The organism is Streptomyces bohaiensis, assembly GCF_012033785.1.
Lineage (GTDB): Bacteria > Actinomycetota > Actinomycetes > Streptomycetales > Streptomycetaceae > Streptomyces > Streptomyces bohaiensis.
In genome coordinates this window covers 1-20747 of sequence record NZ_JAAVJC010000073.1, presented here as the reverse complement: position 1 = coordinate 20747, position 20747 = coordinate 1, and the positions used below count along the sequence as shown (strand labels likewise).

19 protein-coding genes and 1 pseudogene are annotated in these 20747 nt (G+C 74.6%); 11 read left to right on the top strand and 9 right to left on the bottom strand.

The window, feature by feature from the left end; genetic code table 11:
• Positions 1–232 precede the first annotated feature (232 nt).
• From HCN52_RS11090 to HCN52_RS11080, 3 genes are all read left to right on the top strand, one after another.
• Positions 233–682 carry an ATP-binding protein gene (locus tag HCN52_RS11090; RefSeq protein WP_168088247.1) on the top strand — a complete coding sequence of 150 codons (450 nt, stop codon included), beginning with the start codon at positions 233–235 and terminating at the stop codon, positions 680–682.
• Positions 683–971: 289 nt separating this feature from the next.
• Positions 972–1340 carry an STAS domain-containing protein gene (locus HCN52_RS11085; protein WP_168088246.1) on the top strand — a complete coding sequence of 123 codons (369 nt, stop codon included), beginning with the start codon at positions 972–974 and terminating at the stop codon, positions 1338–1340.
• Positions 1341–1411: 71 nt separating this feature from the next.
• Positions 1412–1978 (top strand): helix-turn-helix domain-containing protein, encoded by a 567-nt coding sequence (locus HCN52_RS11080; RefSeq protein WP_209314410.1) that lies wholly within the window; start codon positions 1412–1414, stop codon positions 1976–1978.
• Positions 1979–2054: 76 nt separating this feature from the next.
• Here the strand turns inward: HCN52_RS11080 and HCN52_RS11075 are convergent, their stop codons facing one another.
• On the bottom strand, positions 2055–2819 hold the full coding sequence (locus HCN52_RS11075; RefSeq protein ID WP_168088245.1) for a MerR family transcriptional regulator: 765 nt from the start codon (positions 2817–2819) through the stop codon (positions 2055–2057).
• The gene (locus tag HCN52_RS11070) at positions 2812–4062 is read right to left on the bottom strand and encodes an MFS transporter (protein WP_168088244.1); all 1251 of its coding nucleotides are present in this window, start codon (positions 4060–4062) and stop codon (positions 2812–2814) included. The genes HCN52_RS11075 and HCN52_RS11070 overlap by 8 nt, the downstream gene beginning before the upstream one ends.
• Before the next feature lie 193 nt (positions 4063–4255).
• On the opposite strand from HCN52_RS11070, the gene HCN52_RS11065 reads away from it, so the two are divergent.
• Positions 4256–5200: an SDR family oxidoreductase gene (locus HCN52_RS11065; RefSeq protein ID WP_168088243.1), complete on the top strand. Its 945-nt coding sequence runs from the start codon at positions 4256–4258 to the stop codon at positions 5198–5200.
• On the opposite strand, the gene HCN52_RS11060 is transcribed toward HCN52_RS11065, so the two are convergent.
• From HCN52_RS11060 to HCN52_RS11050, 3 genes are all read right to left on the bottom strand, one after another.
• Positions 5179–6165 carry a helix-turn-helix domain-containing protein gene (locus tag HCN52_RS11060; RefSeq protein WP_168088242.1) on the bottom strand — a complete coding sequence of 329 codons (987 nt, stop codon included), beginning with the start codon at positions 6163–6165 and terminating at the stop codon, positions 5179–5181. The genes HCN52_RS11065 and HCN52_RS11060 overlap by 22 nt on opposite strands.
• A gap of 73 nt (positions 6166–6238) precedes the next feature.
• The gene (locus HCN52_RS11055; RefSeq protein ID WP_168088241.1) at positions 6239–7678 is read right to left on the bottom strand and encodes an aldehyde dehydrogenase family protein; all 1440 of its coding nucleotides are present in this window, start codon (positions 7676–7678) and stop codon (positions 6239–6241) included.
• A 171-nt stretch (positions 7679–7849) separates the two neighbouring features.
• Positions 7850–9217 carry an MFS transporter gene (locus HCN52_RS11050; protein WP_168088240.1) on the bottom strand — a complete coding sequence of 456 codons (1368 nt, stop codon included), beginning with the start codon at positions 9215–9217 and terminating at the stop codon, positions 7850–7852.
• 73 nt (positions 9218–9290) lie between these two features.
• Here HCN52_RS11050 and HCN52_RS11045 point away from each other — a divergent pair, with 73 nt between their 5' ends.
• The gene (locus tag HCN52_RS11045; protein ID WP_168088250.1) at positions 9291–10208 is read left to right on the top strand and encodes a LysR family transcriptional regulator; all 918 of its coding nucleotides are present in this window, start codon (positions 9291–9293) and stop codon (positions 10206–10208) included.
• A 275-nt stretch (positions 10209–10483) separates the two neighbouring features.
• Here HCN52_RS11045 and HCN52_RS11040 read toward each other — a convergent pair whose 3' ends face one another.
• A complete protein-coding gene (locus tag HCN52_RS11040; protein WP_168088239.1) occupies positions 10484–11578 on the bottom strand; it encodes a winged helix DNA-binding domain-containing protein in 1095 nt (364 codons plus the stop codon).
• A gap of 309 nt (positions 11579–11887) precedes the next feature.
• Between HCN52_RS11040 and HCN52_RS11035 the strand changes: the two genes are divergently transcribed.
• Positions 11888–12427 carry a GNAT family N-acetyltransferase gene (locus tag HCN52_RS11035; protein ID WP_168088238.1) on the top strand — a complete coding sequence of 180 codons (540 nt, stop codon included), beginning with the start codon at positions 11888–11890 and terminating at the stop codon, positions 12425–12427.
• Here the strand turns inward: HCN52_RS11035 and HCN52_RS11030 are convergent.
• A pseudogene (locus HCN52_RS11030) lies at positions 12385–12893 on the bottom strand (transposase); the annotation flags it as partial. The gene HCN52_RS11035 and the pseudogene HCN52_RS11030 sit on opposite strands and share 43 nt — an antisense overlap.
• 236 nt (positions 12894–13129) lie before the next feature.
• Between HCN52_RS11030 and HCN52_RS11025 the strand changes: the two are divergent.
• The gene (locus HCN52_RS11025; RefSeq protein ID WP_312876644.1) at positions 13130–14893 is read left to right on the top strand and encodes a sensor histidine kinase; all 1764 of its coding nucleotides are present in this window, start codon (positions 13130–13132) and stop codon (positions 14891–14893) included.
• 13 nt (positions 14894–14906) lie between these two features.
• Here HCN52_RS11025 and map read toward each other — a convergent pair whose 3' ends face one another.
• Entirely contained in the window at positions 14907–15680 is a 774-nt protein-coding gene (gene map / locus HCN52_RS11020; RefSeq protein WP_168088237.1) for a type I methionyl aminopeptidase, read from the bottom strand.
• 67 nt (positions 15681–15747) lie between these two features.
• On the opposite strand from map, the gene HCN52_RS11015 reads away from it, so the two are divergent.
• Positions 15748–16050 carry a helix-turn-helix domain-containing protein gene (locus HCN52_RS11015; protein WP_168088236.1) on the top strand — a complete coding sequence of 101 codons (303 nt, stop codon included), beginning with the start codon at positions 15748–15750 and terminating at the stop codon, positions 16048–16050.
• 94 nt (positions 16051–16144) lie between these two features.
• Here HCN52_RS11015 and HCN52_RS11010 read toward each other — a convergent pair whose 3' ends face one another.
• Entirely contained in the window at positions 16145–16804 is a 660-nt protein-coding gene (locus HCN52_RS11010) for a response regulator transcription factor (protein ID WP_168088235.1), read from the bottom strand.
• A gap of 293 nt (positions 16805–17097) precedes the next feature.
• Here HCN52_RS11010 and HCN52_RS11005 point away from each other — a divergent pair, with 293 nt between their 5' ends.
• The 3 genes from HCN52_RS11005 to HCN52_RS10995 form a co-directional block, all read left to right on the top strand.
• A complete protein-coding gene (locus HCN52_RS11005; RefSeq protein WP_168088234.1) occupies positions 17098–18132 on the top strand; it encodes a LacI family DNA-binding transcriptional regulator in 1035 nt (344 codons plus the stop codon).
• Positions 18129–19733 carry a sugar ABC transporter ATP-binding protein gene (locus HCN52_RS11000; protein WP_168088233.1) on the top strand — a complete coding sequence of 535 codons (1605 nt, stop codon included), beginning with the start codon at positions 18129–18131 and terminating at the stop codon, positions 19731–19733. The genes HCN52_RS11005 and HCN52_RS11000 overlap by 4 nt, the downstream gene beginning before the upstream one ends.
• A partial coding sequence (locus HCN52_RS10995) for an ABC transporter permease (RefSeq protein WP_312876643.1) occupies positions 19723–20747 on the top strand: 1025 nt, incomplete at its 3' end. The genes HCN52_RS11000 and HCN52_RS10995, both read left to right, overlap by 11 nt.

Genomic DNA, 20747 nt, shown 5'->3' with positions numbered 1-20747 from the left:
GTCCTGCGTCATGCGCACCAGGATATGCGCGAGGGGCACGGGCCTCGCGTGAGTCGCGCCACCCGTCCCGGAGTTGCGCCCAGCCGCCGCCCGCTCCGCCCGGGCACACGGGGTCCGGGGCGCCTTCGCGGACCGCGGGCGGGGAATCGGTGCCGCGTCCAGGACTGTTGTCCCGGCGATGGGGCATGCGGGACTGATGATGATGGAACGCCCACGGAAAGCGAGTGGCCCCTTGCCGGAGACACCGGGCAGGCCGGGCCGCACGAACGCGGGAGGTCAGCCGGTCAACGCCTGCGCCGCCTACGAGGGCAGCGAGGAGCTCGGGGAGGCACGATCGCTCGCCGAGCAGTTCCTCGACGCCGTGCGCACCACCGGTGGGGTCGAGGTCGGCGCCGACGCGCGCATGCTGCTGCCGCTGGTCGTCAGCGAACTGGTCACCAACGTGCGGCGGCACGCCCCGGGCCCGCACATGCTGGAGCTGGAGCTGGTCGCCGAGTCCGCCCGGGTGAGCGTGTGGGACACCGATCCGGCGCTCCCGGTGATCCGGGAGAAGGACCCGCGGCGCATCGGCGGCCACGGGTTGGAGATCGTCACCGCTGTCTGCACCGGGTTCGAGATGCACCGGGAGCTGGTGGGAAAGCGCCTCACCGCCGTCCTCCCGCTGACCGGCCAGGCCATCTGACGATCGCCCGGACCGCCCGCGACGCGTAGCTGCCGCCCGCCGGGCCACGGCGGCCCCCAGGGCCCGCTCGCCGCCCGGACCGCACCGCAGCGGCATCCCTCACGCGCCCCGCTTCACCGCCGTCGATGTGCCCCGGTGGCCGCACCGCTCGGCGGGGACGCCGGCGACGACCGCGCCCGGCCGCCGCCGACTCTCGGCGCAGAACCCACGGGCGCATCGACCGACTTCGCCCGACGAACAGGAGAGCTGTGAGACCGAGCATGTCGCCCCGGACCGGGAGGACGCACGCATGATCCCCCCACAGGTCGCTCAGGTGACCACGACGCAGGATTCCGGCGTCTTCACCGTCTCCGTGAGCGGCGAGGTCGATGTCGACGCCGTGGGACCGTTCGAGGAGGCACTGGCGACGGCGCTGCGTTCGACGGCGCACTGCACGATCGTCGACATCTCGGCTCTCACGTTCGCGGATTCCACCCTGCTCGGCCTGCTGCTGTCGACCAAGGGCGCCCACGAGTCCGCGGGGCGGGCGCTCGCCATCGCCGGTCCGCTCCGGCCGTGGGCCGACCGGTTGTTCACGGTCACCGGCACCGCCGAGTTCCTCCCCCTCGCCGAGGACCTGGACGCGGCCCGCCGCCGGGCGGGCTGCGTCGGGAGCTGACGGGCCCGGACGCCGGGGACGGCGGCGCGACTCACGCGAGGCCCGTGCCCCTCGCGCATATCCTGGTGCGCATGACGCAGGACGACGACCTCGACGGCCTGGTCCGCAGACGTGTGCGCGCGCTCCGGGTGGCACAGGGATGGTCGTTGGAGGACCTGGCCGCCAGGACCCGTATGAGCCAGTCGACGCTGAGCAGGATCGAGACCGGGCGGCGCCGACTCACGCTGGACCAGCTCGCGGCTCTCGCCCGGGCGCTGGACACCACCCTTGACCAGCTGGTCGAGCGCGGCGCGTCGGATGTCGTCTCCCATCCGGTGCACGACGCGTCGCACGGGCTGCTCCGCTGGGCGCTGCGCGCGGACCCGGGGACCACCGTGGTGCGGCAGCGCATGGTGGACCCGCCGCCCGAGAACCCCGCCCGGATGCGGGCCCACCCGGGACACGAGTGGCTCGTCGTGCTGTCGGGCACGGCGTTGCTGCTGCTCGGCGATCAGCGGTACCGGATGGAGACCCATCAGGCCGCGGAGTTCCCGACGATGCTGCCCCACGCCATCGGTGCGGTCGGCGGTCCGTGCGAGGTGCTCGGGATCTTCGACCGCGACGCCCGCCGCGGCCATCAGGGCCGGGCCGGGGAGTGACCGCGGCGTCGTCCTCCGCCCCGCGCCAGGGGTGCGGGGCGGGGCCGGTTCGCGGTGCGGTGCCGGGCCGGCGGGCTCACTCCTCGGGGAGGGCTTCCAGCAGGGAGCCGAACCGCCGCAGTGCCTCCCACTGCTGCTCGTTGAGGACGTCCTCCGTGTGCCGGCCGAGCAGCTCGGCGGCCGCATCGAGCCCCGGGGCGGTCGCCTCCTCGTCCAGTTTGCCGATCTCGGGACCGAGGGCCGCGGCGAAGCTCCGGGCGAGCTCGGTGATCTCCCCGTCCGTACTGTCGGGCCCGAGACGGGAGAACCTCTCACTGATCGCGGTCACCGTCGGGAAGAGCGCGGGCCCGCTCAACCGCTCGTAGAACCGCGCGAGCTCTGCCATTCCCTCCTCCCCGGCGAAATGAGCCAGCAGGATCGACTGGTCGCGGTCGAGTCGCCGCATGTCGGCGGTGACGCCCGCGGCGGCGAAGACGGCCAGGAACGGGGCGAGTTCCGGGGGCACGTCGGGAGCCGCCCGGTGGGCGCGCAGGAGCGCGAGGACCTCCCGCTGCCGGGTGATCCGCTCCATCCGGACCGCCAGCTCCCGGTCCAGTTCGTCGAGCAGTTCCGTGGCGTCCCGGTCCCGGCCGTCGTCGTCGAGCACCTCGGGCATCCGCTCCAGTGGCACGCCGAGCGCGGCGAGGCGCTTGATGCGCAGGACCCGGACCAGGTCGTGGACGTCGTAGGCGCGGTAGCCGTTGCCGGTGCGGTGGGGCTCGGCCAGCACGCCCACCTGGTGGTAGTGGCGCAGCGCGCGGACCGTGACGCCCGCCAGTCGGGCGAGTTCGCCGCTACGCACCCTCGGTCACCACCTCTCGTGCGGGCTCCGTGCCGGACTCGGGCTCCAGATTACGCAGGGGTTCCGCCAGCAGGCCGACGGCCAGCGCGGGCAACCACAGAGCGGCGACGGACAGCGCGGCGACCCGGATGCCCGCGTACTCGGTCAGCAGCGCGGCGGCGACGATGCCGCCGGGGAGCGCCGCGGTCATCAGTGCGTTCTGCGTGCCCAGGATGCGTCCGCGCAGGCGCTCCGGTATGCGCTCGATCATGAGGACGCCGAGGAGTCCGCCGGAGAGTCCGCCCGCGATCCCGGCCACGACGGCTCCCGCGAGGACGACCGGGGTCGACCACAGGCCGGCGATCAGCCCGAATCCGGCGGTGGAGCCGAGGAGTCCGGCGAGGAACCAGGCACGCCGCGGGCCGCGGGTACCGAAGGCGGCGTAGGCGGCGCCGCCGAGCAGCATGCCCGCCGCGAGTGAGGTGAGGACGAAACCGAGCATGCCGGGCTGTCCCGCGACGGAGAACCAGACGGGCAGCACCAGGCCCTGCATCGACGCCAGGACCAGCGCCGACGCCAGCCCGATGAGCGTGGTGGCCGTCAGGAACCGGCTGCCGAGCAGGGCGCGCCACCCGTCCCGGAGTTGCGCCCAGCCGCTGCCCCGGGGTGGTGTGCCGTCGCCGGCGGGGCCGGTGGCGCCGACCCGGTGCGGGATGAGCAGGGTGAGCAGCGCGGCGGCCAGCGAGGTCCCGGCGGTGATCCAGAGCACTGTCGAGCCGTCGAGGAGCACCATGAGGGTGCCTGCCGCCGCCGGGCCGAGCAGCAGACCGACGGCGCCCAGGGCCTCGCGGATCCCCACGAGCCGTTCGGCCGGTACGCCGCCGTGCCGGACCACCGCGGGAAGCAGGGTCTCGCGGGCGGTGATGCCCGGCACGTCGCCGAGCGAGCCGATGATGCCGCAGAGGATGAACCAGCCGAGCGTCAGCCCGAAGAACCGGTCGACGACGGGGAGGGCGGCGAGCGCGGCGGCGGAGACGAGGTCGGTGACGACGGAGGAGGTGCGCCGGTTGATCCGGTCGATCACCACCCCCATCAGCAGCCCGGCGGCGAAGGCCGGTACCGCCGTCGCCGCCGCCACCGCACCGGCGCCCAGCACGCTCCCTGTCGTCTGCAGCACGATCAGCGGAAGCGCGATGGCGGCGATCGAGTTGCCCAGCAGGGACAGCAGGTAGGAGGAGAGATAGGCGAAGGGAACGATGTTCATCGGGCCAGTCAGAACCATGACGCCGGGGCGGGGTCAAGCGCGTCGTGCACCGGGGCGCGGAGCGGTGTCCACCGGTCGGCGGAGTGTCGTCGGGGGCCGGCCGGGCATGTGCAGCTGCCGACACCGACCCCGCTCCCTCACGTTGTGACCGGGAGGAGCGGTCCGGACGGTGTTCCGAGAGACGGGATGCGCCATGCACACTGCACTGCCACGGGGTCGCCGCAGTTCCGCGGAGCGTGCCGCGAGGAGACTGGAGGGCCGCGTCGCGGTGGTGACCGGTGCGGCCCGGGGGGTGGGGGCGGCGCTGGCCCACCGGCTGGCGGGGGCGGGCATGCGGGTGGCGCTCCTCGGCCGGGAGCGGGAGACGCTGCGGCGGGCCGCCGGCGGCCTCCTCACGGACAACGTCGGGATCGAGGTGGACGTCACCGACCGCGCCGCGCTCGGCGAGGCCGCCGAGGAGGTGGCCGACCGGCTCGGCCCCGCCTCGGTGGTGGTGGCCAACGCCGGTATCGCGGCGGGCGGCCCGTTCGCCCTCTGCGCGCCGGAGTTGTGGCAGCGCGTCATCGACGTCAACCTGACGGGCTCGGCCAACACGGCTCGGGCCTTCCTGCCGCAGCTGTGCCGGACCCGGGGGTACTTCCTGCAGATCGCGTCGACCGCGGCCTTCGGTTCGGCTCCGATGATGAGCGCCTACTGCGCCTCCAAGGCAGGAGCGGAGTCGTTCGCGCAGGCGCTGCGCGGGGAGGTGGAGCCGGACGGTGTGACGGTCGGCGTGGCGTACCTGCACTGGACCGGGACGGACATGGTGGCCGGTATCGACGAGCACCCGGTGCTGCGGGCGCTGCGCTCCAACCAACCGGCGCTCGCGCGGCGGGTCCACTCCCCCGCGCGGGTGGCCGAGTGGCTGACCGCCGGCGTCGCCCGGCGGTCGCACCAGGTGTACGCCCCGCCCTGGCTGCGCTACTGCCAGCCGCTGCGTCCGCTGTTCCCCGCCTTGGTCGGGGCGGTGGCCCGTCGGGAGATGCGGAAGCTGCCGATGGAGGAGCTGCGGTCGGCGACCGGCGTCATGGGGGCGGGCGGGCGAGCGGACTGGGACCGGGCGGAGGTGACGGACCGCTACCGGAGCGATGACGGGTGAGGACCGCCGCCGGTCGCCTCGGGTCCGCCGCGGTGGTCGGTGCCCCCGGCGACGGGCCGGCGGACCCCGTCGCCGGGAGCAGTGGGCGGCTGCCGCTCGGTGAGGGAGTCGCCGGACCAGCGCGCCAGGAACGCCAGCCCCTCCTCGGAGGGGCTGCCGGGTGCCGCCGTGTAGAGGACGAGCTGCTGGCCGGCTCCTCGCACGTCCATCACCTGGAAGTCGAGAACGAGTTCCCCCGCGGTGGGATGGACGAAGCGTTTGCGCCCCGCCCGGTGCGCCCGCACCTCGTACGCCGCCCACCAGCGTCGGAAGTCGGCATCGCGCAGGGACAGCTCGCCGACGAGCCGGGTGAGGGCGGGATCGTCGACTCGGGCGCCCGCCTCCATCCGCAGGTAGGCGACGCACTCGGGCCCGACGGTCTCCCAGTCGCGGTAGCGGGACCGCATCCGCGGGTCGAGGAAGGCGAGTCGGACGAGGTTGCGCCGTTCGGGGGGCACGCCGCCGAAGTCGATGAGCAGTGCGGCGGCGAGCGGGTTCCACGCGAGGATGTCGAGCCGGGGCCCGACCACCAGCGCGGCGATCCCGCGGGCGCTGTCCAGCAGCGCGCGCGTGGCGGGGTCGACGCCTCGGTCGGCGCGTCCGGATGCTGTCGCCGCGCGGCCGTCGCCGGGCCGCGGACGGCCTCGGGGGGCGGGTGGGGAGGCCGCGGCGCACTGCAGGAGGTGGGCGCGCTCGTCCTCCCGCAGGCCGAGGGCGCCGGCGAGCGCAGTGAGGACGTCCTCGGACGCCGTGGCGGCCCTCCCCTGCTCGATACGGACGACGTAGTCGACGCTGACCCCGGCGAGCGCGGCGAGCTCCTCACGGCGCAGCCCGGGCACGCGGCGGTGACCGTGGGTGGGCATGCCCACCTGCTCGGGTGTCACGCGGGCGCGGCACGCCCGCAGGTAGTCGCCGAGTTCGGTCACGTCGTTCCCTCTCGCCTGCTGTCCGCCGCCCGGTGGCCGCGGGCGGACCCGCCCGCGGCCGGGCCGGGCCGGCTCACGGCGCCGCCGTCGCGGCGGGCCGGTGGACCACCTTGGTCTCCAGGTAGGCCAGGACGCCCTCCACGCCGAACTCCCTGCCGTTCCCGGACTGCTTGTACCCACCCCAGGGGGCGGTCCAGTCGAACGGCGCGTCGTTCACGAGGACGGCGCCCGCCCGCAGGGCTGCCACGACGTCCCGCAGCTGGTCGGCGTCGTGTCCGACGACGTAGGCGGCCAGCCCGTACGGGGTGTCGTTGGCCAGGTCGACGGCCTCGGCGACGGTGTCGTAGGCGATGACGCACGCCACCGGACCGAAGATCTCCTCACGCGCGATCTCCATGGTGTTGTCGACGTCCGCGAAGACCGTGGGACGGACGAAGTGGCCGTCGGGCAGTCCCTCGGGGCGGCCCGGACCGCCTGTGACCAGTCGTGCTCCCGCCGCGACCCCGGAGGCGATGTACCGCTGGACGGTCCGCCACTGCGCCGCGGACGCCAGCGGGCCCATTCCGGTGGCCGGGTCGCGCGGGTCGCCCACGCGGATGCCCTCCAGGGCGGGGACCAGGGCGTCGAGGAACTCGTCGACCCGCTCGCGCGGCACGAGGGTACGGCTGGGTGCGCTGCAGATCTGCCCGGTCATGGCCATCATGAACTGGTGGATCGTGTCGACGGCGACACCGACGTCGGCGTCCGGAAGGAGCAGCTGCGGGGATTTGCCGCCGAGTTCGGTGTGGACGCGCTTGGTCGTGGGGGCGGCGGCCACGGTGACGCGGGTGGCCGTCGCGTGGGAGCCGGTGAAGGAGACGACGCCCACGTCCGGGTGCGAGGCCAGGGCCTCGCCGACCACCGCGCCCCGTCCCGGGACCAGGTTGAACACCCCTGCCGGCACCTCGGCCCGGTCCATGATCTCGGCGAACACCATCGCGGTGTGGGCCGCCGTCTCCGCCGGCTTGAGCACGACGGTGCACCCGGCGGCGAGCGCGGAGACGGTCTTCCCCACCATCTGCAGGACGGGGAAGTTCCACGGGGTGATCAGCGCGGCCACGCCGAGCGGCTCGCGCCGGATCTCGCCGTCGCCGCGCGGTTCGGTGAAGGGGAGGGTGGCGAGGACGTCGAGGGCGGTGGTGATCTGGAGGCGGGCGGTGGGGATGTGGGCGTCCCGGGCGAGGCCGACCGGGGCTCCCATCTCCGTGGTCACGGCGTCCGCGAGGTCGGCGGCGCGCCGGTCGAACTCGGCGAGCACGCGTCCGAGCAGCGCGGCGCGCTCCCGGGGTGCGGTGCGGCCGAAGTGGGTGAAGGCACGCCGGGCCGCCGCCACGGCGCGGTCGACATCGGCGCGGCCCGCGAGGGCGACGCTGCCGGTGCGCGAGCCGTCGGCGGGATCGGTGAGTTCCAGGATCGAGGCGTCGATCGGTTCGGCCCAGCTGCCGTCGCTGTAGAGGCGGGTGTGGTCGCGCACAGGTGTGTCCTCCTCGGACTGTCGGTGGGGACGGCGCGGCAGCTCGCGCCGCCCCGTCCCCTCGACTCTCCTGCGGATCGCGCGGCCGCTCCAGGTACGGCCGTTCCTGGTACGGGGATTACCAGGCACCTGCCGCGGCGGTGCCGGTGACGGAGGCCGCCGCGGCCCGGGTCACCCGGTGGCGGAACCGGCCCGTCGCGGACGCGCGACGCGGGTGAGCAGGCCGGTGGCGAGCACGAGCAGCACGGCGGGGGCGAGAGCGGCCCCGCTGATCCAGGTGACGGCGCTCGCCAGGGGCATCCACAGGGTGAGGACTCCGACCACGACGGCCGGGGCCCCGGACCCCAGGTAGAACAGCAGGTGGAGCGCGGCGCCGATGGCGGCGCGCTGCCCGTCGGGGGTGCGCGCGTCGACGGCGCGCGCCGCGCCGCTGAAGGCGAGCCCGTGACCGACGCCGGCGGGCACCGCGGCGGTGAGGGTGAGGGCGAGCGAGGAGGCGCCGCTCAGCGCGAGCAGGAGCAGGCTCACGCCCAGCAGCGTCACGCCGAGTTGCTGGGAGCGCGCCGTCCCGCTGCGCGTGGCGGCGAGTTGGGCGGCGAGCGAGCAGACCAGCACGGCTGCGAGGACCGCGCCAGTCAGCGCGGCGTCGTCGGTCCCGACGGCCCTGACCAGCAGCGCGGGGACGAGCGCGAGGTAGATGCCGAGCACCGCCCAGGCGAGGAAGCCGTTGAACCCCGCGACGAGGAACAGCGGTCGCAGGTCGGCGGGGATGCGCGGGCGCGTGGGCCGCCACCGGGCCCTGGTGCGCCCGGGCGCCAGCACGATCGGGACGGTGGTGCGCAGCCGCCACCACACCCAGCCCAGCATCAGCAGGTGCAGCAGGAACGGGGTGAGCAGCGGACCGGGGGCGTACTCGGCCAGCAGGCCGGCGAGAGCGGGGCCAGCGGCGGTGCCCACGGTGAAGGCGAGACTTGCGAACAGCGGGCCGCCGATGCGCGCGGCGGGGTGCCGGTGGGTGGTGATGAGCGCCTGCGCCGCGCCCGTGGCGGCGCCCAGCGCGAGGGCCTGCGCGACGCGGCCGGCGAACAGCCACGGCGTGGCGTCGGCGAGTGCGAAGCAGCAGGAGCCGGCCGCCGCCAGCAGCAGGCTCAGCCGGAGCACGGGCTGGTGGCCGACGAGGTCGGCCGCCGGGCCCCCCAGCAGCAGTGCGGGACCGCTGACGAGGGCGAACGTCGCGAAGACCAGGGTGAGGCGCAGGTCGTCGAAGCCGAAGAGCTGCTGGTACTCGGGGTAGAGCGGGCTGGGCAGGTAGGCGCCGGCGGTGAGGACCACCACGAGGAGCGCGGCGGTGCGGACCGTGCGGCGGTCGGGTTCCTCGCGGCGGGCCGGGCGGCGGAGGACCGCGGTGCGCAGCCGGGTGCCGGCGGAGACGGCGCGACGGCTGCCCGGGGCGGTGCCGGGACGGGTGACGGTGCGGGATGTTCTGCGGGGGTGCGACGGGCGGGTCGGTCGCCGCCTCGTGACACGCTGCTCTGCCATGCCGGTCAGTATCGAGGCGCCGCAACAAAAGAAAAATCAAATGGATTCCTCGCTGATCGTGCAGAATCTCTGCATGATCGACTCGCGGTTGCGCATCCTCCAACTGGTGGCGGAGCACGGGACGGTGACCGCTGCCGCGCGGGCGCTCCACTACACGCCCTCGGCGGTCTCCTACCAGCTCAGGCAGCTCGCCGCCGATGTGGGCGTGGAGCTGATGGTCCAGCAGGGTCGCGGCGTCCGGCTGACCAACGCGGCCCGGGTCCTGCTGCACCACGCGGAGTTGCTCCAGGAGCAGTGGGAGAATGCGCGGGCCGATCTGGTGGGCGCGGGGGTCCAGCCCTCCGGCCATGTGACGGTCTGCGGTTTCTCGACGGCCGCCAGCCGGCTCCTGCCGCCGGCGGTGGCGGCGGTGCGGGCGGAGTTCCCGCGACTGTCCGTCAGCGTGGTCGAGGCCGAGCCGGACCGGTGCTTCGACCTCGTGCTGGCGGAGCGGGCGGAGCTCGCGCTGCTGGTCGCCACGCCGGACTCCCCGCCGGTGACCGACCACCGGTTCGAGCAGCGCCCTTTGGTGGAGGACCCGCTGGATCTCGTCGTCCCGCTCGACCACGAGTTGGCGGGGCGGGCGCGGGTGACGCTGGCGGACGCGGCGGCCGAGCCCTGGATCGTCGGCAACGCCGGCACCACCTACCACCAGCTGCTGCTGGCGGCCTGCCTGAGCGCGGGGTTCACCCCGCGGCTGGCCCACTACGCGGACGAGTGGGGCACGGGCACCGCGCTCGTCGCGCACGGCCTCGGCGTCTTCCTGGTGCCGCGGTTGGCGCGGCTGGCGGACGAGGCGCGCGTCGCCCGCATTCCGCTGCGCGGCGAGTCGGCCCCCGTCCGCAGGATCGTCGCCGTGACCCGGCGGGGGGCGGGGCAGCATCCGGTGCCGCGGCACCTGATCCGCACGGTCACCGAGACGGCGCGGCAGTTGCTGGCCGACGGCCCCTGAGCCTGCTGAGAGCGTGGGTGAGGCCCTGCGTCGGAACGGCTCGCGGGGGCGATGCGGTCAGCCGCCCGGCGGCGGGGTGCCCTGGTGCCGGGTGGTGTTCGGGCGTCGCGGACGATGCGGCGGTCGGGCGTAGCCGGCGTCGCGGGCCCGGCGTGGGGTCTCGCACACGGCTGTGGGAAGGAGCCTTCCGGGGAGGGGCGGGCAGCGTGGTCGGGAGACGCCCGACCGATCCGGTTCCCGGTTCCCGCTCCCCCGCCGGGGCGCCGGCGGCGGGGTCACGGCAGCTCCGCGATGCGCACCTCCGTCCCCGCCGTGCCGAGGAACGCGGTGAGAGCGCCGCCCTCCTCCCGGACCGCCCGGTCCTCGGAGCGGGTGAGAGGACGCAGCGGTGCCACGGCCACGCCCTGCTCGTGCACCCGCCAGGTGGCGGAGACCCGGCCGTCGACGAGGACGACCCGCTCCCCGGCGACCGACAGGCCGAGGTGCGCCTCGTCGATGATGCGACCGCGGTCGCGATAGCCGAGGACGGCGTTGTCGAAGGCCGGCAGGAAGCGCACCGGGGCGGGTGTGTCGGGGTCCGGGCGGGGCGCCGTCGGCAGGTCCAGCAGCTCCCGGCCGCGGGTGTCCCGGAACGCCACCAGGTCGCCCCGCGCGGCGCGGACCGCCGCGGGAAGTCCCGCGAGGCCGCACCAGGCTCGCAGGTCGGAGGAGGTCGCCGGGCCGTGGGCCGCCAGGTACCTGAGGAGCAGGGCGCGTCCGACAGGGTCGGTCTCGTCGGGGTCGGGCGGGGCGACGTCGCGCCCCAGCCAGGTGGCGAGCGGCAGGTTGCTGACCCCGGCTCGTTGCTGCCACAGGCCGCGCGGCGGAAGCTGCGCCATCGGGATGAGGGCTGCCACGAGCAGTTCGCCCAGCGCGCGGCGGGGAGGCTCGGGCCATCGGTCCCGCAGCGGCTCGACCAGTTCGGCCATGGTGCGGGGCCGGCCGTCGGCCAGGACGGCGGCCGCCGCCGCGCGGAGCGCTTCGGTGTCGATGCCCCGCAGGTCGTCGCGGTAGGTGGCCAGCACGCGTTGCCGGAGCATCGCGTCGTGGCGACCGCGCCAGGCGAGCGCGTCGGCCGCCGTCACCAAGTGAACCGTCCGCCGCATCAGGTGGGTGCGGACCACCTCGCGCCCCGTCAGCAGCTCGTCCAGCGCCGCGGGGCGGAACGCGCGCGTGCGGCTCCACAGACCGACGAACGGCTCCTGCGGCTCCTGCGCCTGGAGCCCCGCCACCCGGGAGACGACCTCGAGCGGTGTGGCGTCGGCGCGCTCCAGCAGGTGCTGCCGCGCGAGGGTGGCCCGGTTGAGGGCCCGGTCGTCCAGGACGGTCATCGCGGGCTGCCCCCGCTCGCGAGCGGTGGGGCGTCGCCGGGGCGGTGGTGAGGGGTCACGGTGATGGTTCTCCTTATGCTGTGCGGGAGGGCGGCGTCGCCGGGTACGGCACGGCCGAGGACGGCGCCGGTGCCATCCTCCCGGTCGTTGCGGACACGGGCTGTCCGCTGCGTGGCGACCGCCGGTGTGCCGCCCGCCCGGGCGGGCGGGCGGCCGCGTGCCCCGCTGCCTGGACATCTCAGGGGGATAAGGAGTCAAGAGGGACCACGAGTCTTGATCGCTGCCGGGGCCGCTGGTTGGCTGGCCGACATGAATGACCTCGGACCCGTTGCGTGGCCGCCCGCGCCGATCAGGACCGAGAGGCTGGTACTGCGTGAGCCCGAGGCCAGGGACCGTGCGGCCTTCGTCGAGCTGCACGCCTCACCGCAGGTGCACACCTACCTCGGCGGCCCCCGACCGCGTGACGAGCTTGAGGGTGAGATGCCCGAGGCACCCGCGCGGCGGTCCGGGAGTTTCGTCGTCGATCTCGACGGGGCGATGATTGGCCAGATCCTGCTCAGGAGAGTAACGGAGCACGTCTGCCCCTCTGCCGTGGGAAAAGTCGATCTCGGCTACCTGTTCCTGCCGCAGGCATGGGGATTCGGGTATGCGGCCGAAGCGTGCGCGGCGACTCTGGGCTGGCTCGAGGAGGTCCTTCCGGGTGAGCCGGTGGTGGTCGCCACTCAGACCGCCAACGTCCGTTCGATGCGCCTCGCGGCGAAGCTGGGGTTCACCGAAGCGGAACGGTTCCGGGCCTGGGACGCCGATCAGTGGCTCGGCCTGCGGGCCACTGTCACGCCCGCCAGTTGAGCTGGAAGGAGTGGCACGAAGGCGCGCTGTTCATCGAACGGCTGCCGGGTTGGGAGACAGTGGTAGAGCTGTCCGAGGAAGCAGTTGAGCAGGTGACGTCGAGCGGCGCTGTGCCGGTCTCCGTGGTGGCGTCGGCGCCGGTAGGGCGTGCGCTCCTGGTGGGGCGGTGGGGACGAGAAGGCCCAGAAATCGCCGGCGGGCATGGGCCGGTTGTTCTTGACGAAGCGGCGGCCGACGAAGTGCCTCTTGCCGGAGGCCCGGGTGATCGGGCCGAGCCGGCGTACGACGTCAGGGTTCTGGCGACGGCGAACCGTGTCCGGTCGTCGCCGAACTCAGCGAGCAATCAGGCTCCCAGCAGGGCACCGAGGCCGGGGAAGCTGAGCAGGATCTCGCTGTCGGCGTGCTCCTTGAAGGTGGCTTCGGCGGCCGGGGTGAGGTCGTCCGCGCCCTGGCAGGCGGCGTCCAGGAAGGCGCCGGGTCTCGCCGCTCCAGGCGAAGCCCTCCCGAGCCAGGCTGACATCAGGCCTTGCCCGACGCCCACGACACCGCCACGGATCCCACCGGTGGACAGCGGCGCCAGTCTCGGAGCGAGTCTCCAGGACCATGAGGGCCGAAGGCGTTGCGCTGCCCGTTGTCGACCGCTCGCCCAGCCCCCTACGAAGACCGGGCCGACCCGCCCACACCCAGGATTAGGCTGGCCGGGTGAATCCGGGACGGCAGGCGTACGACACCTGGCGGCGGCTCACCGCGGACGGCATGTGGAGCGGCCGGCGCATCGTGGGCGAGACACTCGCGGTGATCGCCGCCGGGGCGGTGGCGGCGGTGGCCCTCTCCGGCGCGGGTGCGGCCGCCGCGGGACTCGGCGCGGTCGCCGCCGCGGCGGTGTGCGTCGTGCGCCGGGTGCTTCCCGCGACGGCGCTGGTCGCGGCCTGCGGGCTCTCCGGCCTGTGGGGCGGTTTCTGGCTGCTGATGCCGCTCGCGGGGTGGTCGGCGGGCGGACGGATCCGGGCGGCACCCCGCGTCGTCCTCGCCTTCACCGGCGCCTTCGCGCTGCACTGGGCGGGGGTGACGGCACCGTGGCGGGGAGCGCCCGACCCGCAGGAGCTGCTCCTCGCCACGGTCGGCTTCGTCACGACCACCGTCCTTCCGGGGCTGGTGGGGCGCTACCGGGCCCAGCGCCGCGCGCTGCTGGTGGCGCTGCACGAGCACAACGAGCAGTTGCTGCGGGAGCGGGAGATGATCGCCGCTCACTGGCGGTTGCGCGAACGGCAGCGCATCGCGGAGGACATGCACGACAGCCTCGGTCACCGGCTGGCGCTGCTCACGGTGCAGACGGGCGCGCTGGAGGTCGACAGCGGTCTCTCGGACGACCAGCGCGACCGTGTCCGAGAGCTGCGCGAGGCCGCCGCCGAGGCGATGCGCGAGCTCCGGGAGGCGGTGGGCGTGCTCCATGCGGACGGGGCCGGGGACACCGCCCCTTCCGCGCGGCCGCCGGCCCGGGGCGTGGCGGGCGTCGAGGAGCTGGTGGTCGAGGCGCGGCGAGCCGGGGCCGCGGTGGAGCTGCGCCGCACCGGGGAGTCGCGCGCGTTGGAGCCGGCGGCCGACCACGCCGCCTACCGGATCGTCCAGGAGGCGTTGACCAATGCGCTGAAGCACGCGCCGGGCGCCGCCCTGACCGTGGAACTGCGGTTCGAGCCGGACGCGCTCGTCGTCGAAGTCGCGGACGAAGGCGCGGTGGGTGCCGAGGGCGCTCCGGCGCCGGGGGCCGGGCCCGCCGCGGTGAGCGGCGGACAGGGGCTGGTCGGACTGCGCGAACGGGCCCGGCTGGTGGGGGGCCTGCTGCACACCGGGCCGACTGCCGGCGGCGGCTTCCGGGTGGCCGGGATCCTCCCTTACGACTCCGCGCCACGGTACGCACCCGACGGACGCGACAGCCCCGCCAGCCCCGACGGCTGCACCGAGGAGGGGCGGCCGGGCGCCGCCGCGCCGTCCCGGGGCCCGGCGGACGACCGGCCGCGAGGGCCCGGCGGACCGTCCGGTCGGGGCGGGTCCGGCACCGTGGACTGGCAGGCCCCGCAGCGGCGGCAGCGGGAGCTGGACACGGCCGTCGGCCGCACATGGCGCGGGGTCGTGCTCGGCGGCGGCACCGCCGCGGTGTGCGCGGGGGTGCTCGTGGGGTTCGGGCTGTGGGCGCTGCGGGAGTGGGAGTCCTCGGTGCTCTCCCCCGGCGCGTACGCGGCGGTCGAGGTGGGTGACGACGAAGCCTCCGTGCGGGCCGGGTTGCCCGAGGAGTCGCTGCTGCTCGCCGACGTGGACGGTCCGGAACCGCCGCGTCCCGAGGGCGCGCGGTGCCTGGTCCGGGCCTCGACCGAGCAGCCGGACGACCCGGACCTGGTGGCTCTCTTCCGGTTCTGCTTCGCGGACGGGGTGCTGGTCGCCAAGGACGCCTACACCACCGGGTGGTGAGCCGCCGTGACGTTCAGCGGGAGGGGAGGGTCAGGATCTCCGCCCCGTCCTCGGTGATGGCGATGGTGTGTTCGCTGTGGGCGGTCCGGCAGCCGGTGGCGCTGCGGAGCGTCCAGCCGTCGGCGTCGATGGCGAGGGTGGCGGTGTCCGCCATCACCCACGGCTCCAGAGCCAGTAGCAGCCCGGGGCGCAGCCGGTAGCCCCGGCCCGGCCGTCCGGTGTTGGGGACGTGCGGGTCCTGGTGCATCGTCGATCCGATGCCGTGCCCGCCGAACTCGGTGTTGATGGGGTAGCCGGCCTCGGTCAGCACGGTGCCGATGGCGTGGGAGAGGTCGCCGACGCGGGCGTCGGGCCCGGCGGCGGCGACACCGGCGGCGAGTGCGCGCTCCGTGGCGGAGATCAGCGCGGCGCTCCGCGGGTCGCCCGTGCCGCCCACGAGGAAGCTGACGGCGGCGTCCGCCGCCACCCCGTCCTGCGAGACGGCGAGGTCGAGGGTGAGGAGGTCACCGGCGGCGAGGACCTGGTCGCGGGGCCTGCCGTGGAGCACGGCGTCGTTGACCGCCGTGCAGATGTAGTGGCCGAAGGGTCCGCGGCCGAAGGACGGCGCGTAGTCGACGTAGCAGGACTGCGCGCCGGCGCGCAGGATCATCTCCTTGGCCCAGCGGTCGATGTCCAGCAGGTTGGTGCCCACCGTTGTGCGGTCCCGGATGGTGTGCAGGATGTCGGCGACCAGGGCCCCCGAGGTACGCGCCGCGGCCAGTCGGCCGGGGCTCAGGATCTCGATCACGCGCCGTTCTCCCCTTGCGCTTCCAATAACAATACCGGGACTACTATACCGGTACTAGGATCGGGGCATGGTCAGGTTGCCGCTCACCCCCGCCGAGGTCGAACGCGGACAGCGTCTCGGCGCACTCCTGCGGCGCGCCCGCGGGGACCGTTCGATCCTCGCCACCGCGCTGGAGGCACGCGTCTCCCCGGAGACCCTGCGGAAGATCGAATCAGGTCGCGTCGCCACGCCGGCCTTCCCCACGATCGCCGCCGTCGCGGAGGTGCTCGGACTCTCCCTGGACGAGGTCTGGGCCGAGATCAGCCGCCCCGGTGACGGCTCGGCGACGGATTCCGCCGCGCGCGACGGACGGCAGCGCGTCGCCTCGTAGCCCCGCCCTCATCACGGGCGCCGAGGAGCCCTGATCGGGGCGGGAGGGCACGGTCGGCCACGGTCGCGTCGACGACCCGTCTCCCGAGAGTGCGTCAGGAGCCCGCGCCGAGCCCGGCGTCACGCGCGAGGAGCGCGGCCTGCACGCGGTTGTCGCACCGGCACTTGGCCAGGATGCGACTCACGTAGGTCTTCACCGTCGCCTCACTGACGTGGATGCGCCGCCCCACCTCGGCGTTGGGGAGCCCTTCCCCGAGCAGCGCGAGCACCTCCGCCTCCCGCGCGCTGAGCTCCGCCAGCCGCCGGCGGGCCGCCGACCGGCGGGCCGGCTCGACTCCCGTGGCCAGGGTGTCGACCACGTGCCGGGTCGCACCGGGCGAGAGGAAGGCGTGACCGGCTGCCGCGGCCCGGACCGCGCGGATGAGCTCCCCGGGGGCGGTGTCCTTCAGCAGGAAGCCGGCACCTCCGTCCGCCAGTGCGCGCAGCACGTTGTCCCGTTCCCCGAACGTCGTCAGCACCAGAGCCCGCACGCCCGGGGCCACGCGGCGCAGTTCGGCCAGCGCGTCGAGCCCGTCCTGCACGGGCATGCGGATGTCCAGCAGTGCGACGTCGACCGCTCGTGAACAGGCGAGATCGACCGCCTCCCGGCCGTCCCCCGCCTCCCCGACGACCTCGATGTCGTCCGCCGAGGCGAGGATCTGCCGGATGCCCGCCCTGATGAGCGGTTCGTCGTCGGCGACGAGGACCCTGATCACTGCTCTCCCGCGGTACGGCCGGTCGCTGCGGTCCGGCGGAGCCGGGGCGCGGCGCCGCCCCGCGGCCGCGTCCGCGCCGGGCGCCGATCCTACGGCAGCCCGCGGCGCACCCCCGCACCCCCGCACGCGCGGGCGGCTCTCGCACCCCCGCGACCCGGGTCACGATCCGGTCTCACCGGCGTCCGAGGGTTGCGCCGACCCGCATGTAATCGATTTCATCTGCGGTGCCACCGCTCGGCGGTGCGCGCCGCGCGGCGCGTGCCGGGGTGGCCGATCCACGAGGAGGTGGAGTCATGGCGGGCATCAAGGACGTCGCCGCCGCAGCCGGTGTCTCGGTGGCGACCGTCTCGCGGGCGCTGAACGGGCACCGGTCGGTGAGCCCGGACACCCGCGAGCGGGTCCTGGAGGCCGTCGGCCGGCTCGGCTACCGCCCCAACGCGGTGGCCCGGTCGCTGCGGACCGACCGGACCCGGACCCTGGGTCTGGTCATCGGCGACGTCATGAACCCGTACTTCACCGAGCTGGCCCGCTTCGTGGAGGAGGAGGCTCGGGCCCGCGGCTACAGCGTCATCATCGGCAACGCCGACGAGCGGCCCGAGTTGCAGGACCACCACATCCGCACCCTGTTGGACCGCCGGATCGACGGGCTGCTGGTCTCCCCCGCCGACGGCCGCTCGCCGTTCGCCCCCGGCACGCGGCCCCCGACACCGCCCGTGGTGCTGGTGGACCGCTGGGTCCCCGGACTCGACGTGACGGTGATCCGCGCCGAGGGCGCCTCGGCCGTCCGCGACCTGGTGAGACACCTCCGGGCGCTGGGGCGGCGGAGGATCGCGGTGATCACCGGCCCGCCCGCCACCACGACCGCACGCGAGCGGGTGGCGGCCTTCCGGGAGGCGATCGCCGCGCAGGGACTGCACCTGCCCGAGGCGTACGTCGGCGAGGGGGACTTCCGGGCGGACAGCGGACGCCGGGTCACCGAGGCGTTCCTGGACCTTCCCGAGCCCCCGGAGGTCGTGTTCGCCACCGACAACCTCATGGCGCTCGGCGCGCTGGACGCGATCCGCTCCCGCGGACTGCGCGTCCCCGAGGACATCGGTGTCGCCGCCTTCGACGACATCCCGTGGTTCCAGCACACCGATCCCCCGCTCACCGCGGTCGCCCAGCCCGTCGCGGAACTCGCGAGGGCGGCTGTGGGCGCGCTGACCGACCTGATCGAGGGCCGGGCGGCACGCTCGGTCACGCTCTCCGCCCGGCTCGTGGTGCGCCGCTCCTGCGGCGAACGACCTGCCGGGCCCACCCCGACCAACGGCCCGAGGAGGTCCGCGTGAGCAGCCACGACGAGGTGCTGCGCGTCGAAGGAGTCCGCAAGTGCTTCCCCGGTGTGGTGGCGCTCGACTCGGTCGACTTCGACCTGAGGCGCGGCGAGGTGCACGCCCTGCTCGGCGAGAACGGCGCCGGGAAGAGCACTCTGATCAAGGTGCTCGCGGGGGCGCACCGCCCCGACGCCGGCCGGCTCGTGGTGGACGGACGCGAGGTCCGTCCGGAGAACACCCGCGACTCCGAACAGCTCGGCATCGCGACCATCCACCAGGAGTTCACGCTCGTCCCGGAGCTGACGGTCGCGGAGAACATCTTCCTGGGCCGCCAGCCGCGCCGCTTCGGCCTGATCGACCGCGCCCGGATGGAGAACGCGGCAGCCGGGCTGCTGGCCCGCGTCGGCCTGGCCGTCTCCCCCCGCGCGCGGGTCGGCGGTCTGGGAGTGGCGCGGCTGCAGATGGTGGAGATCGCCAAGGCGCTCTCCCTGGACGCGCGGGTCCTGGTGATGGACGAGCCGACCGCCGTCCTCACCGCGGGCGAGGTGGACACGCTCTTCGCGCTGGTCCGCAGGCTGCGTGCGGAAGGGGTGGGCATCGTCTTCATCACCCACCACCTGGAGGAGATCGCCGCCCTCGCGGACCGCGTGACGGTGATGCGCGACGGCCGCACGGTCGGGCAGGCCCCCGCGAGTGCGCCCGAGGACGAACTGGTGCGGCTCATGGTCGGCCGTGACATCGAGCAGCAGTACCCGCGCGAGGCGGCTGTGCCCGGGGAGACGCTCCTGGCGGTGCGCTCGCTCTCCCGGGCCGGGGCATTCGACGACGTCACCTTCGAGGTCCGCGCCGGTGAGGTGGTGGGGCTGGCGGGTCTGGTCGGCGCCGGACGGACCGAGGTCGCACGCGCCGTCTTCGGCGCCGACCCCTACGACGCCGGTGAGGTGGCGGTCGCGGGACGGCCGCTGCGCGGGGGCGACGTGGTCGCCGCCCTGCGGGCCGGGCTCGGCCTGGTCCCCGAGGACCGCAAGGGGCAGGGACTGATGCTCGACGCCTCGGTCCAGGACAACCTCTCCCTGGTCGCGCTCCGGTCGGCGACCCGGGGCGGGCTGGTCGACACGGCCGCCAGCAGGGAGGCCGCGGGGCGGGTCGCCCGGCAGCTCGGCGTGCGGATGTCGGGCCCCGACCAACCCGTCCGCACCCTCTCCGGCGGCAACCAGCAGAAGGTCGTCATCGGGAAATGGCTGATGGCAGACGTCCGGGTGCTCGTCCTCGACGAGCCGACCCGGGGCGTCGACGTCGGGGCGAAGGTCGAGATCTACCGGCTCGTCAATGAGCTGACGGCAGCCGGCCACGCCGTGCTGATGATCTCCAGCGACCTGCCCGAGGTGCTCGGGATGAGCGACCGCGTGCTGGTCATGGCGCAGGGACGGATCACCGGTGAGCTCGCGGGTGACGAGGCGACGCAGGACGCGGTGATGGCCCTCGCACTCGCCACCGGGCCGCCGGGCCCCGGCGGGACCGCCGGGGACGGGCCCGGGGCCGTGGGAGGACGGGACAGCGGTGGAGCCGGGGACGGCGACACCGACAGCGACAAGGAGCAGCACCGTGACCAGTGAGACGACGAGCACGCCCGCGGCGGGGAGTCGCGTCCGCGACCTGCGGCGCCTGCTGCTGGACAACGGGGCACTGACCGCGCTGCTGGTGCTGCTGGCGGCGATGGCGCTGCTGTCCGGCGACTTCCTGACGACCCAGAACCTGCTGAACGTGGGCGTGCAGGCCGCCGTGACGGCCATCCTCGCCTTCGGGGTCACCTTCGTCATCGTCTCCGGCGGTATCGACCTGTCCGTCGGCTCGGTGGCGGCGCTGTCCGCGACGGTGATGGGCTGGTTGGCCGCCGGCGACGGACTGCCGGTGTGGTTGGCCGTGATCCTCGCGGCAGGGGTCGGTCTGGCGTGCGGGCTGGTCAACGGGGTGCTCATCGCCTACGGGAAGCTGCCGCCCTTCATCGCCACGCTCGCGATGCTGTCGGTGGGTCGTGGCCTCTCGCTGGTGATCTCGCAGGGCAGTCCGATCAACCTCCCGGACTCGCTGTTCTTCCTCGGCGACAGCATCGGCGGCCGCTTCCCCGTTCCGCTGCTGGTCATGGCCGGGATGGGTCTGGTGACGGCGGTGATCCTGGCACGCACCTACCTCGGGCGCTCGATGTACGCCATCGGCGGCAACGAGGAGGCGGCCCGGCTGTCCGGGCTCCGCGTCGACCGCCAGAAGCTCGCGATCTACGCACTGTCCGGGTTGTTCGCGGCCGTGGCGGGGGTCGTACTCGCCTCCCGGCTCGGCTCGGCCCAGCCGCAGGCCGCGCAGGGCTACGAACTGGACGCCATCGCCGCGGTGGTGATCGGCGGCGCGAGCCTCGCGGGCGGCGTCGGCAAGGCCTCCGGCACGCTGATCGGCGCGCTGATCCTGGCGGTGCTCCGCAACGGCCTGAACCTGATGTCGGTGTCGGCGTTCTGGCAGCAGGTCGTGATCGGCGTGGTCATCGCGCTGGCCGTGCTGCTGGACACCGCGCGGCGCCGCGGCGGTCGCACCGGCGGCGGTGGCGGCGCGCTGGGCAAGGGCGCCGGGGGCGGCGC

What these genes read in the sequence shown, in the direction of transcription:
- HCN52_RS11085 (WP_168088246.1), top strand. Translation starts at nt 972, where the DNA reads ATGATCCCCCCACAGGTCGCTCAGGTGACCACGACGCAGGATTCCGGC.
- HCN52_RS11080 (WP_209314410.1), top strand. Translation starts at nt 1,412, where the DNA reads ATGACGCAGGACGACGACCTCGACGGCCTGGTCCGCAGACGTGTGCGC.
- HCN52_RS11070 (WP_168088244.1), bottom strand. Translation starts at nt 4,062, where the DNA reads ATGAACATCGTTCCCTTCGCCTATCTCTCCTCCTACCTGCTGTCCCTG.
- HCN52_RS11065 (WP_168088243.1), top strand. Translation starts at nt 4,256, where the DNA reads ATGCACACTGCACTGCCACGGGGTCGCCGCAGTTCCGCGGAGCGTGCC.
- HCN52_RS11050 (WP_168088240.1), bottom strand. Translation starts at nt 9,217, where the DNA reads ATGGCAGAGCAGCGTGTCACGAGGCGGCGACCGACCCGCCCGTCGCAC.
- HCN52_RS11045 (WP_168088250.1), top strand. Translation starts at nt 9,291, where the DNA reads ATGATCGACTCGCGGTTGCGCATCCTCCAACTGGTGGCGGAGCACGGG.
- HCN52_RS11040 (WP_168088239.1), bottom strand. Translation starts at nt 11,578, where the DNA reads ATGACCGTCCTGGACGACCGGGCCCTCAACCGGGCCACCCTCGCGCGG.
- HCN52_RS11035 (WP_168088238.1), top strand. Translation starts at nt 11,888, where the DNA reads ATGAATGACCTCGGACCCGTTGCGTGGCCGCCCGCGCCGATCAGGACC.
- HCN52_RS11015 (WP_168088236.1), top strand. Translation starts at nt 15,748, where the DNA reads ATGGTCAGGTTGCCGCTCACCCCCGCCGAGGTCGAACGCGGACAGCGT.
- HCN52_RS11005 (WP_168088234.1), top strand. Translation starts at nt 17,098, where the DNA reads ATGGCGGGCATCAAGGACGTCGCCGCCGCAGCCGGTGTCTCGGTGGCG.